Origin of the sequence: Brachyspira hyodysenteriae ATCC 27164 (assembly GCF_001676785.2) — a bacterium.
In the GTDB taxonomy this organism is placed as follows: Bacteria; Spirochaetota; Brachyspiria; order Brachyspirales; family Brachyspiraceae; genus Brachyspira; species Brachyspira hyodysenteriae.
In genome coordinates, this window is record NZ_CP015910.2 from 2,196,931 (window position 1) to 2,210,124 (window position 13,194).

The following is a 13,194-nucleotide window of genomic DNA, read 5'->3' on the forward strand; positions in this document are numbered from 1 at the left end:
TATAAAATTTATTATAATTTATTTAACCCATTAACATAAGCTCTCAAACTAGCTTCAATAATATCTGTACTTACTGCTCTTCCAATAACAGTTTTATCATCAGAAGCTAATTTTACAATAACCTCTCCCAAAGCATCTTCGCCTTCTGTAATAGCATTAATACTATAATTAACCAATTTAGCTTTATTGGAAGTAATAGAGTCTATAGCACCGAATGCAGCATCAATAGGTCCGTTTCCTTTTCCTATTCCTTCAACAACATTATTTTGATTATCCATAATTGATACTGTAGCCAAAGAAGATATTGAATTACCGTCATTAACAACAAAACCATTTAATGTATAAATAGGATTATCTGAATCATTATTACCTATCAATAATGCTTCTATATCAGAATCTGTCACTATTTTTTTCTTATCAGCTAAAGCCTTAAACTCTATAAATTTATCCTCTAAAGCCTTATCATCAATATCATAACCTAAAGATTCAATTCTGTCTTTAAAAGCATGTTTTCCAGAATGTTTTCCTAATACCATTTTATTCTGAGGTATTCCTATATCTTCAACATTCATAATCTCATAAGTAGAGCGCTCTTTCAAAACTCCATGCTGATGTATACCTGCCTCATGAGCAAAAGCATTAGCACCAACTATAGCCTTATTAGGAGCAACTACCATACCTGAAATTGTAGATAATAATTTTGAAATTTTATAAATTCTTTTAGTATTAATATCAGTATAAGCATTATAAAAATCTTTTCTAGTTTTAATGCCCATTACAATTTCTTCCAAACTAGCATTACCAGCACGTTCCCCTATACCATTAATAGTACATTCTACCTGAGTAGCTCCAGCTAAAACAGCAGATAAAGAATTAGCAGTACCAAGTCCTAAATCATCATGACAATGCACAGATATATCAACATTTTCTATACCTTTAACATTCTCTTTTAAATACTTTATCAAATCAGCCATTTCTAATGGAGTAGTATAACCAACAGTATCAGGAACATTTATTGTAGTAGCACCGTTTTCTATTGCAGTAGAATAAGCCTGAGCTAAAAATTCCCTATCGCTTCTTGATGCATCTTCAGCAGAAAATTCTATAAACTCAAATTTAGTTTTAGCATAAGAAACAGATTCTTTTATGGTTTCTAATACCTGCTCTCTGGTCATCTCTAGTTTATGCTTTAAATGTATATCGCTAGTAGCTATAAATGTATGAAGCATAGGATGTTTTGCATCAGCAAGAGATTCATAAGCTCTGTCTATATCCTTCTTATTGCATCTTGCCAAACTAGCCAATTTAGCATTCTCTACAACTTTGCTAACTTCTCTTATAGCATTGAAGTCATCATCAGAACATATAGCAAATCCTGCTTCTATAACATCAACGCCTAATTTATCCAATTCAGCTGCCATTTCTAATTTTTCAGCCAAATTCATAGTACAACCAGGAGATTGTTCTCCATCTCTTAAAGTAGTATCAAAAATCTTAATCTTTCTCATTGTTAAAACCCTTATAAAATAAACACTTGTATAATTAAATACTTTATTAAAAAATATTTAATTATACATAGAGTATGAATAAAAATTACTTTTTAATCCAACTCATCATCTTTCTTAATTCAGCACCGACTTTCTCTAATTTATGCTCGCTTTCTAATTTTTTAGTAGCATTAAATTTAGCTTTGCGGCCTGCACTAAACTCTTGAATAAATTCACTAGCAAAAGTACCGTCTTGTATCTCTCTTAATACTTTTTTCATTTCTTTTCTAGTTTCTTCAGTGATCATTCTTCTGCCTGTTCTGTAATCACCATATTCAGCAGTATTTGAAATAGAATATCTCATCATAGCAAATCCGCCAGAATATATTAAATCAACAATCAATTTCATTTCATGTATACATTCAAAATAAGCCATTTCTGGTTCATAACCTGCTTCTACTAAAGTATCGAATCCTGCTTTCATTAATTCAGTAACACCGCCGCATAATACAGCTTGTTCACCAAATAAATCAGTTTCAGTTTCTTCTCTGAATGTAGTTTCTAATATACCGGCACGTCCTGCACCTATTCCTGAAGCATAAGCTAAAGCATAATCTTTTGCTCTTCCGCTGAAATCCTGATAAACAGCAATCAAGCTAGGTACCCCTCTTCCTTCTAAATACTGACTTCTTACAGTATGTCCTGGTCCTTTAGGTGCTACCATAATAACGTCTATATTTTTAGCAGGAACTACAAATTGGAAATGAATATTAAATCCGTGTGCATACATTAATACATTTCCTTCTTTCATATGAGGTGCAACTTGAGTATTGTATATATCAGCTGAAACCTCATCAGGAACAAGCATCATTACTATATCAGCAAGCTTAGCAGCTTCTTCTACTTCCATTACTTTAAATCCAGCTTCTTCTGCTTTTTTGCAGTTTGCACTGTCTTTTCTAAGTCCTACAATTACATTCATTCCGCTGTCTTTTAAGTTCTGAGCATGAGCATGTCCTTGGCTGCCGTATCCCATTATAGCTATAGTTTTACCATCTAACAAACCTAGATTACAATCAGCATCATAATATTTTTTTATCATTTTAATTTCTCCTTTAACTTATATTATTATTTATTAAAATTCAAAATTGTTGATTATATTCATATCAGGAACTTCATCTCCAAGCTGTATTGAAGTTACGCCTGTTCTTGAAAGCTCTAAAATATTGAAATTCTTTAATGACTCTAAATATCCGTCTATCACAGATACAGAAGCATTAAGTTCAACTATCATACTTTTACTTCCTATATCAAGTATAAGTCCGTTATGAGCATTTGTTATATTACAAGCTTCACGCTTATTTTTATCATTAATTTCTATTTTTACCAATAATAAATCTCTTATTATACTATTAGAATGATCTATTAAATGTACTGAATGAACTTCTATAAGTTTTGAAGTCTGTTTCATAATATGAGATATCTGAGTATCATCGCCTTCTGTTACTATAGTCATTCTTGATATACTAGGCACACAAGTTACAGAACAAGTGATTGTTTCTATATTAAAACCTTTTTGACTGAATAATAAAGTTATTCTATTTAATACACCTGAACTATTATCTACAAATAAAACTAAAACTCTTCTTTGTTTCTTATTCATTTTTTACTCCTACTGTTTTTAATCTACTATTATATCATCTATAGTACCGCCGGCTGGAATCATAGGTAAAACTTTCAAATCTTTATCTATAACACATTCTATCCAAACAGGACATTTGCATTTTAAAGCCTCTTCAAAAGCTGTTTCAAATTCTTTTATAGTTTCGCATCTAAATCCCTTAGCACCGAAACCTTCAGCAACTTTAACATAATCCATTTTTTTATTTATATCTGTACTTGAATATCTTTTATCATAAAATATAGTCTGCCATTGTCTAACCATACCTAATGTACTGTTATTAAGTATAATTGTTATAACAGGCAAATTGTATTCAACTGCTGTTGCTACTTCATTTAAATTCATATAAAAAGATCCGTCTCCTGTTATATGTATTACTCTTCTATTTGGCTTAGCCACCTGAACACCTAAAGCAGCACCATATCCGAATCCCATAGTTCCCAAACCTCCGCTTGTTATAAAACTTCTTGGTTTGGTATGTCTTATATATTGAACAGCCCACATTTGATGCTGTCCTACATCTGTAACATAAATTGCATCGTCTTTAGTTTTTTCACCTATTATATCCATAACTTTACTTGGATAAATACCATCTTTATTTGTGTTTCTGTCTGAATCTTCTTTAATTTCTTTGGCTCTTAAATCAGATAAATATTTTACCCATTCATCATCTTGTACCCTTTTTACAAGTTTATTAAATCTATCCAATACATCATTCAAATCGCCTATTATACTATAATCAACATGAACATTTTTATTAATTTCACTTCTATCAATATCTATATGAACTTTTTTAGCAACACCTCCGAACTTTGAAGTATTCAAAGCAACTCTATCGCTGAATCTAGTTCCAACAGCAAGTATCAAATCAGCTTCATTCATAACCTTATTTGCTGTGGCAGAACCATGCATTCCCAAAAGTCCTATATTTAATTTTTCATTATATCCTAATACTCCTGCTCCCATTAATGTATGCACTGAAGGTATATTAGAGTTAATCATAAACTTTCTTAATTTATCGCTTGAATCTTTAGCACCGCCTCCAAAATATATGATAGGTCTTTTTGATTCATTTATTAATTTTGCTACTTCTTCTATAGTTTTTTCATCTTCAGCACTTATTTTTACATGCTTGGGAACAAATTTTTCTTTTCTTGTAAATTCTGTTTCAGTGAATGTAAAATTTTTAGGTATATCTATTAAAACAGGTCCTTTTCTTCCTGTATTTGCTATAACAAATGATTTTCTTATTATATCTGCCAAATCATTAATATCCCTAACTACAAAATTATGTTTTGTAATAGGCATTGTAATACCTGCAATATAAACCTCTTGAAATGAATCTTTACCGATCAAACTTTCAGGTACATTAGCAGTTATAGCAATCAAAGGAACACTATCCATATATGCTGTTGCCAAAGGTGTTACTAAATTAGTAGCCCCTGGTCCGCTTGTTGCGATTACTACTCCTGTTTTTCCGCTTGCTCTTGCATAACCGTCTGCTGCATGACAAGCTCCTGTTTCATCTGCAGGCATTATATGTTTAATTTTATCTCTATATTTATAGATAGCATCATATATAAATAAAGCCGCACCTCCCGGATAACCAAATACTGTATCAACACCTTCCTCTATTAGAACTTCCATTATTATATCAGAACCGTTTAACTTCATTAAATAACTCCTTATATTTTATAGCCTTTTTAATTTTCTTATTAGTATTTCTACTTATAGAAATTATATTTTTAAATGTATTCAATCAAATAATGTATTTTATAAAAAATAGATTATAATATTACAGGATAATGAGAAGAATTGAGAGGAGAATATTTAGGAAAATAATAGTTTTTGAAGATTTATTTTGTTTATAAAAATTAGAAGCAGGAGCTGTATCATCAAAAACAGCATTCATACCATTAGCAGATGATGTATTCATCTTTATTCTCCTTATTATATTTGCTAAATATTATAATATTTTTGAGTAATATTGCAATACTTAAAATCAATTTTTTCTTAACTTTTATCATTAATAGTAATTGACAATATAAATTAATTTAGTATACTATCAAAACAATGACATTGCAGGTTTTATGAAGATATTAAAAAATAGATACAAAAATAAAATATTAAATATTAAAAATAATAAAAGAATAATTGAAAATAGAATAGAAAATAAAAGCAGTATATATAAAATTATAAATTATATACTTCTTATTTTTATTTCTCTTTTTACTTTTCTTCCTGAAATTATTATTCTATCTCTTATATCTGCAGTAATATTGTATTCATCTGTTTCATTATATTCAAAAAGATATATATATTCATCAATAGAAGAAATACCATATAATGATGTTGCATTGGTATTAGGAACAAGCAAATATCTGCATAACGGACAGGTTAATATGTATTTTCAATTCAGAATGGAAGCAGCTTATGAATTATATAAAAGCGGAAAGGTAAAATATATACTTGTAAGTGGAGATAATAGATATAAATCATATAATGAACCAAGACAAATGCGTCTTGATTTAATAAAATTAGGTGTAAATAAAAAACATATATTTTTAGACTTTGCCGGATTTAGAACAAGAGATTCTATTATAAGAGCTAATAAAGTTTTTGAACTTACAAATTTCACAATAGTTTCCCAGCCTTTTCATAATGAAAGAGCAATACTAATAGCAAGACAAAAAAATATTAATGCAATAGCATATAATGCCAATAATGTTAGAAAACTTTATAGAGTAAGACAATTTCCAAGAGAATTAGGAGCAAGAGCTTTAATGTTTGTTGATATATTATTGAACAGACCGCCTAAATTCTATGGAGATATTATTAAAATAGAAGAAAGAGAAGATACTATAATAGATAAAAGCAATAAACTCGATAAATCAAAAATTAAACAATTATAAAATACTAAAAAATAAAAACATTCATTTTTAAGGAAAGAAATATGACATCTAAATTATTAACAGAATTGCTGCAATCATTATCTCTATTATCGGTACTGCTGCTTATAGGTGTGTTTTTAAGAGCAAAAATAAAGCTGTTTCAAAAATTATATCTGCCGGCTTCCGTAATAGGAGGATTCATAGGTCTTCTAATATCTCCTGAAATATTGGGTAAATTTTCAAACTATTCAATATCTTCTGAATGGATAAAAACCTATTCGCTTCTTCCTGGAATATTATCAATACCTATATTTGCTGCTATTCCTTTGGGTATGTTTTTAAACGAAACAAAAAGTATAAAATCACTTTACCCCACAAAAGTTTTAATAGCATTTGGTATATTTCAATGTGCAAGCATGTTTCAATCTGCAATAGGATATGCCACTAATATACTATTTACAAAAATAAATCCTGATATAAATATGTATAGAACTTTCGGATATGAACTTTCAGCCGGATTTGCAGGAGGACATGGACTTGCCGCTGCTACAGGAAAATTACTTGAAGGTTTTGGAATACCTCAATGGGAAATAGCTCAGGGAGTTGCTCTAACTACCGCTACAATAGGACTTGTTGGAGGAATGATATTTGGAATAATATTCATTAATATTGCTGTAAGAAGAAATAAAACCAATGTTATAAAAAAAGTAGTTAATGAAAATGAAGACAATCAAAATATAAATAAAATAGATAAAAATATGGAAGTAGGATACAATAATGATATAAGCAAGCAGGCTAGTTTAGGAAGAGAAACTTTTTTAAGCAGCTCTATAGAAACTATAACTTTTCATTTGGCTGTTATATTTGCAGTATGCGGACTTGCTTTTATAGTTTTAAACTTCATTAAAAAATTAAAAGTGCATGGATTAGATGTTCTTCCTGTTTGGACTTATTCTATGATTATAATGTTTGCTTTAAATATGATAATAAAAAAATTGAAATTATCTTGGATGGTAGATGCTAAAGTAAAAGCAAAAATCATAGGTACATTAAGCGACTTTGCTATAGTATCAGCAATAACAAGTCTTCCAATAAAAGCAATAATACATTATATAGCACCTATAATAGTTATGTGTGTAGCTGGATTTGTATTTACTTATTTGATAGTATTTATATTTAATAACATGTTATTTAAAGATGATTATGCTTTTGAAAGAGCTATAATTTCTTGGGGTACTTTGACAGGAGTTTTAATAACAGGAATGACTCTTTTAAAAATATGCGATCCTGAATATAAAAGCCCAGCACTTACAGAGTTTTCTCTAGGATTTTCTTTGATGTCTGTTACAGGTTTATTAGTAGTGCCTATACTTAATACGGTTTTGGCTGTAGGTTCAACTTGGGATAATCTTATAACCGCATTAATAACTTCAGCCATTTATTTGATTATAGCATTTGCTGTTTACTTCGTTCATAAAAAGTCGGTTAAGCAATAATAAAATAATTAAAAAATTATAAAATAATAAAGACGAAACTCAATATTGGGCTTCGTCTTTATTATTTTTAAGTTATTAAATATTATTCTACTTCTTTAACATAAACTTTGTTCATAGTAGAATTTTCCATAGGGTTGTCGTTATGATCTCTTTTTAAAGAAACAATTTTATCAGCAACATCCATACCATTAACAACATTTCCCCAAACTGTATACTGTCCGTCCAAATGAGGAGCATCAGCTACACAGATAAAGAACTGAGAACCGGCACTGTCAGGATGCTGACTTCTAGCCATAGAACATATACCTCTTTTATGAGGCTTATCGCTAAATTCAGCAGGAATATTAAATCCAGGACCGCCTGTACCATGCAAATGTCTTTTTGTTGCGTCTTTACTTACAGGATCTCCGCCTTGTATCATAAATCTAGGTATTACTCTATGAAATCTTATTCCATCATAAAAACCTTCATTAGCAAGTTTTTTTATAGCCTCAACATGTTTTGGTGCTATTTCAGGATAGAATTCTATTTCTATAGTACCATAATCTGTTTCAATAAATAAATGTTCTTTCATTTTAATTTCCTATTTTCCTTTATAAAAAATAAATTAATTAACTGTTTTAACATAAACTCTATTCATTTTAGCAGGCTCTAAAGGGTTATCATTAGCATCTCTTTTTAATGCCACTATTTTATCAGCAACATCCATACCGCTAACAACTTCTCCCCATACTGTATATTGTCCGTCTAAGAAAGGGCTGTCAGCTACACAGATAAAGAATTGAGAACCAGCACTATTTATACTAGCTCCTCTAGCCATAGAACATATTCCTCTTTTATGAGAAACATCATTAAACTCTGCAGGTATAACAAAATTAGGACCGCCTGTACCATGCAAAGATCTGTTAGGCTGCTTACTTAGAGGATCTCCGCCCTGAATCATAAAACCAGGTATTACTCTATGGAAAAGTGTTCCATTATAAAAACCTTCATTAGCAAGCTTTTTTATAGCCTCAACATGTTTTGGTGCTTTTTCAGGAAAGAAAGCTATTTCTATAGTACCAAAATTTGTTTCTATAAATAAATGTTCTTTTGAAGCTTTCGGCTTTTGTGCTATAAGTACAGTTCCGAATATAATCACACCCAACAATGAAATAATAATGATTTTTAATTTTTTACCCAAAATATCTACCTCTTAATTATAATTCTTCAATAATATTCGTAATTATTTTTTATAAATTTATATCAATTTTTATATTATTGATTTCCTTCTTCTGCTGCTGTCTCATCAGTAACTGTTGTATCATCTTCAGTCATTTCTGTATTCTCATCAGTAGCTGCTGTATCTTCAGTCATTTCTGTATTCTCATCAGTAGATGCTGTGTCTTCAGTCATTTCTGCATTTTCGTCAGCAGTTGTTGTATCTTCTGTCATTTCTGCATTTTCATCAGCAGTATCAGTTTGTTCATCTATAACAGTTTCTTCTGTCTGCTCTGCTTGTGCTTCCATAGCTTCTTCATCTTCTATAATTATATTACCTTCTATTTGGTTAGTAGAGAAAGTAGTTATATTTCCGTAAGTTTGGTTAGTGCTGTAAGTTCCCTGTCTTGTTTCACCTTTAAGACTAGGTATAACCAATCTTTGTCCAGCTCTTATAACATTAGGATCTTTTATAGTATCTCTATTAGCTTCATATATTCTTCTCCATAAATTACCATTACCGTAAATGAAATCATAAGAAGCTATACGCCATAAAGAATCTGTATTAGCTCTTCTAGACTGAACTATATAATATTGAGGGAATACTGTTCCATCTGTTACTATTACTTCTTCAGTAGTACCTATATCTCCAGATGTACTTTCCATTGAATTAACTAAGCTGATAACATTTTTAGAATGCATTAAAGAATCAGTGTAATTATTAGCTATCAAAGTTTCACCTGCTGAAGATAATGATTTTAAAGCTTCTGTATATAAATTAGGTTTACTATTATTGAAACCATCTTGTTTAGCTTTATCCATAGAATCCTGAGCTTTAGCATAAGCTAACGGAGCTTCTAACATATCAAGTATATTCATAGCCTCTCTTGATTTTGTTAAAGAATTAGTATAATCTCCGCTGCTTAATGCATTTTTAGATTCATCTCTTAAATTTGTAATTTGTGTATCATTATTATCTCCATTAGTTAATACTGATTCACTCATTAAATATTCTCTTCTTAAATCTATAGCAAGAACATTATAGCCCAATTCAGATTTTTCAGCTGACTTATTATATTCGAGCATAGTATTAGTATAATCAGTGCTGTTAGTTGATGCTTCAAGCATGCTATGTGCTGAATTAATATCAGTAACAGATTCTTCATATAAAGAAGTTGTCAATTCATTAGTATCTCCGCCAACTCCTTTGAATAAGCTAAGTTTTCTTTCTGCATCTCTCTGACTATTTAAAACATATTCATAAACACCATATCTTAATATGATTTTATCAGAATATTCTTTACTCTGTCTTGAATACTCTATACTTTGATTATAATCACCTACACTATGAGCATCTATAGCCATTTCTCTATATCTTTGTGCCAATTTATAATCATCGCTTTCCTTTATACTAGCAGGCAAATCTGCTGGCAATTCAGGAGGTAAAACTAACTCATTTGTTTCTTGTGCATACAAAAAACAAGAAAATGTTAATAAGATAAATAAAAATAATCCCTTTTTCATATTTTTTCTCCATTAATTTTTTATAATTAAAGTAAGGTTATTTACTTGGAAGATGATCTTTCTAATTCTTCAATCTGTCTAATTTTATCTTCAGCTTCTTTTATTCCTCTTGTGCTTTCATCGTATCTTATTTTAGTTGTAAAATAAGCTTTATGATGATATTTCTTAGCATTTAAAAAACAACTTACAGCTTCTTCATAATTGTTTGTGCTTAAAGCTGACAATGCATTTATATAATTAAGTTCTGCAAATTCATAATTTTCTTTATCTACTCTATATGCTTTTACTTCTTTAGAATATACTCTCTCTAGAGATATTTCATTTTTTAAAACTTCAGCATACTGAGGAAGTCCGTCATTCAATACTGTCTGATATGAATTTGATGCAGTTGTAAGAAGCTCTTTTACTTTTGCTGAATCTTTATTCTCATCTATAAGTATCATAGCTTCAGAATAATTTGCTTCAGCTATATCAAATTCCTCTTTAGAATAGTTTTGCAAATCATACTTTATAGCTTTATCTCTTAAAGTAGTTGCATCTTTATATTCCTTTAAAGGCATACTCTCTGAACAGGATATAACGATAATCAAACAAAATACTAGCGGTATAAAAATATATTTCTTTAATTTCATAATCACTCCAAATATTTTATCTAAAAAACAGAAATATACATTTATATTATACTACTCAATATAAAAGTCAATAGTTTATTAAAAATTTAAAATAAAAAAGCAAGATAATATAAAATATTATCTTGCTCTAATAATATAGATAGTGTTAATTAATTGGCATTTTCACTTGCTACTTCTACATTACCTTTGAAAGTATAAATTAAATTAGTACCTGAAGTTGTAGTAATAGTTAATACATCTCCATCTAAAGAAATAGTATCAGCACCATTTAATATTTGTAGATATTCTGTTTCTACAGCCATATCTTCTTCAGGACCTGCCATTTTAGTAGAACCTAAAGCATTCAATTTTAATTTATTACCGTCTAATGAGAACTCAGTAAAATAGTTATTAACAGCTGATTTTCCGCCTAACATATTAGTATCAGAAAAAGCTATTGTAACTTCTTTACCTTCATACATATTAGTAAGAGAATACTCTTTTCCTAATAAATCATCAACTGTAATTACTGTAGCAGTAGCTGCTGGAGCTTCTATAGCGGTAGTTGTGTTTTCTGCAGTAGTATTAGAAGTATTACCGCCGCATGATACTGCAAATAGTGTTCCCATAACAATAAGAACTAATGGCAATATTTTTCTCATGTTTTCTTTTTTCCTTTACAAAATTTTTTTAAATTTGCAAAGAATTATATTATGATTAAAATTTATTATCAATGTTATATATAGTAATTTTAATAAAAATTGCTATTTTTTTTATATTTTATAATTAAAACTTTAAAATTATTTACCGCCTGCAGCTCTTAAAAGGCTAACTACATTTTTATGATTCTCTTCTGAAGCATAACTCAAAGCTGTTTTGTCTTTTCTATCTTTAACATTAACTTTAGCACCTGCATCAATTAAAAGCCTTACAACATTAATATGTCCGTTTTCTGATGCTTTGCTTATTGCTGTTCTTCCATCTTTGTTTTGAAGATTCAAACTGCATCTATACTGAACCAATAATTCAATAATTTTTAAATGTCCATTTTCTGATGCTTTTATTAAGGCATTATCTCCTTTAGAGTCTTGTTCATTAATATTAGCACCGCCTCTTAGAAGCTCTCTTACCTTTTTAATATCTCCATTTTCTGCAGCATTTACTAAATCTACATTGCTTTTAGGAAATGCACTATTACAAATAAATAATGATAGAATTATAAAAAATAAAAATATTTTATTATTTAATTTCATAAAAAACTCCTATATCAAATAAATAAACAAATTTACATAAAGATCTTACAATTATTAAATCGTCATTTTTTATTTTTAATACAAATATTTTTTAAAAAAATTAAATAAATTTTATAAGTTAATTTAATGAAATATAAACTACTTTTTTAATATGGAAACAATATCTTTATGCCCTCTCTCCATTGCATAATCCAAAGCAGTTTTTCCATATTTATCTTTAATACTTTTATCCGCTCCGGCATTCACTAACATACGTACTATTTCAGTATGACCTTTATATGAGGCTCTGCTTAAAGCTGTTCTATTTCTAACATTTCCTAAGTTTAAATTAGCTTTCTTTTCTATCAATACTTTAACAACTTCTGTAAGACCTTCTTCTGATGCCTCTATTAATGGAGTTTCTCCCATTCTATCTTTAGTATTTATATCAACCCCTGAATTTATAAGTGCTATTGCTGTTTTAGTATCTCTTTTTTCCAAAGCATCCATTAAAGGACTTCTTTTTTGAGCAGCAAATGAAACTGCACTAATAAATATTAATAAAAAAATGATTTTCTTCATATATAACATATTCCTTAATTTTATAATTTTATTTAGCACCTGCATCTTTTAATATTTTTATTATACTTTGATGACCTCTTTGGGTAGCATAACTTAATGCTGTTTTACCATATTTATCTTTAAGATTTATATTAGCTCCGGCATCTACAAGAATTGAAACTATATCTGCATAACCTCTGCTGGCAGCTCTCATTAAAGCTGTTCTCTTATTATTATTTACATCATTCAAATTAACCTTTTTACTTACCAACAACTTTACTACTTCAGGAAGTCCCTCTTCTGCAGCCTCTATTAATGGAGTTTCTCCTCGTCTGTCTCTTGTATTAAGATCAACACCTGAGTTTATTAATTCTATAGCTCTTTTAGTATCTTTTCTCTCCAAAGCCTCCATTAAAGGTGTCATCTTCCTTTGAGCAAAAACACTAATACTAATTATAAAAATTAAAGCTAAAATTTTTTTCATAAATATATCTCCTTAATTATTTAAATA

At 29.2% G+C, this 13,194-nt stretch carries 15 protein-coding genes; 2 read left to right on the top strand and 13 right to left on the bottom strand.

The annotated features are described in order from the left end of the window. Positions 1-11: 11 nt before the first annotated feature. The 5 genes from BHYOB78_RS09585 to BHYOB78_RS13610 all read right to left on the bottom strand — a co-directional run bounded on the left by BHYOB78_RS09585 (position 12) and on the right by BHYOB78_RS13610 (position 5,104). Positions 12-1,508 carry a 2-isopropylmalate synthase gene (locus BHYOB78_RS09585; protein WP_020063964.1) on the bottom strand — a complete coding sequence of 499 codons (1,497 nt, stop codon included), beginning with the start codon at positions 1,506-1,508 and terminating at the stop codon, positions 12-14. Between the two features lie 85 nt (positions 1,509-1,593). Next, a complete protein-coding gene (ilvC, locus tag BHYOB78_RS09590; protein WP_012670577.1) occupies positions 1,594-2,589 on the bottom strand; it encodes a ketol-acid reductoisomerase in 996 nt (331 codons plus the stop codon). Positions 2,590-2,622: 33 nt separating this feature from the next. Next, complete coding sequence (gene ilvN / locus BHYOB78_RS09595; protein ID WP_012670578.1) at positions 2,623-3,150, bottom strand: acetolactate synthase small subunit; 528 nt, start codon at positions 3,148-3,150, stop codon at positions 2,623-2,625. Positions 3,151-3,168: 18 nt separating this feature from the next. Further along, entirely contained in the window at positions 3,169-4,842 is a 1,674-nt protein-coding gene (ilvB, locus tag BHYOB78_RS09600) for a biosynthetic-type acetolactate synthase large subunit (RefSeq protein WP_020063965.1), read from the bottom strand. Positions 4,843-4,963: 121 nt separating this feature from the next. Next, the gene (locus BHYOB78_RS13610) at positions 4,964-5,104 is read right to left on the bottom strand and encodes a hypothetical protein (protein WP_020063966.1); all 141 of its coding nucleotides are present in this window, start codon (positions 5,102-5,104) and stop codon (positions 4,964-4,966) included. Positions 5,105-5,258: 154 nt separating this feature from the next. Between BHYOB78_RS13610 and BHYOB78_RS09605 the strand changes: the two genes are divergently transcribed. Both BHYOB78_RS09605 and BHYOB78_RS09610 read left to right on the top strand, forming a co-directional pair. After that, complete coding sequence (locus tag BHYOB78_RS09605; protein ID WP_012670580.1) at positions 5,259-6,080, top strand: SanA/YdcF family protein; 822 nt, start codon at positions 5,259-5,261, stop codon at positions 6,078-6,080. A gap of 41 nt (positions 6,081-6,121) precedes the next feature. Then, the gene (locus BHYOB78_RS09610; protein ID WP_020063967.1) at positions 6,122-7,555 is read left to right on the top strand and encodes a sodium/glutamate symporter; all 1,434 of its coding nucleotides are present in this window, start codon (positions 6,122-6,124) and stop codon (positions 7,553-7,555) included. A gap of 82 nt (positions 7,556-7,637) precedes the next feature. Here the strand turns inward: BHYOB78_RS09610 and BHYOB78_RS09615 are convergent, their stop codons facing one another. The 8 genes from BHYOB78_RS09615 to BHYOB78_RS09650 all read right to left on the bottom strand — a co-directional run bounded on the left by BHYOB78_RS09615 (position 7,638) and on the right by BHYOB78_RS09650 (position 13,167). Then, positions 7,638-8,129, bottom strand: a complete 492-nt coding sequence (locus tag BHYOB78_RS09615) for a peptidylprolyl isomerase (RefSeq protein WP_020063968.1) — start codon at positions 8,127-8,129, stop codon at positions 7,638-7,640. 33 nt (positions 8,130-8,162) lie between these two features. Then, positions 8,163-8,738, bottom strand: a complete 576-nt coding sequence (locus BHYOB78_RS09620) for a peptidylprolyl isomerase (protein WP_012670583.1) — start codon at positions 8,736-8,738, stop codon at positions 8,163-8,165. 74 nt (positions 8,739-8,812) lie between these two features. Next, entirely contained in the window at positions 8,813-10,279 is a 1,467-nt protein-coding gene (locus BHYOB78_RS09625) for a LysM peptidoglycan-binding domain-containing protein (protein WP_020063969.1), read from the bottom strand. 41 nt (positions 10,280-10,320) lie between these two features. Then, positions 10,321-10,911, bottom strand: a complete 591-nt coding sequence (locus BHYOB78_RS09630; protein WP_012670585.1) for a hypothetical protein — start codon at positions 10,909-10,911, stop codon at positions 10,321-10,323. 149 nt (positions 10,912-11,060) lie between these two features. Then, a complete protein-coding gene (locus BHYOB78_RS09635; protein ID WP_020063971.1) occupies positions 11,061-11,552 on the bottom strand; it encodes an META domain-containing protein in 492 nt (163 codons plus the stop codon). A gap of 138 nt (positions 11,553-11,690) precedes the next feature. After that, entirely contained in the window at positions 11,691-12,143 is a 453-nt protein-coding gene (locus BHYOB78_RS09640; RefSeq protein ID WP_012670587.1) for an ankyrin repeat domain-containing protein, read from the bottom strand. Between the two features lie 138 nt (positions 12,144-12,281). Continuing rightward, on the bottom strand, positions 12,282-12,704 hold the full coding sequence (locus BHYOB78_RS09645) for an ankyrin repeat domain-containing protein (RefSeq protein ID WP_020063972.1): 423 nt from the start codon (positions 12,702-12,704) through the stop codon (positions 12,282-12,284). Between the two features lie 28 nt (positions 12,705-12,732). After that, on the bottom strand, positions 12,733-13,167 hold the full coding sequence (locus BHYOB78_RS09650) for an ankyrin repeat domain-containing protein (protein WP_020063973.1): 435 nt from the start codon (positions 13,165-13,167) through the stop codon (positions 12,733-12,735). Positions 13,168-13,194 lie beyond the last annotated feature (27 nt).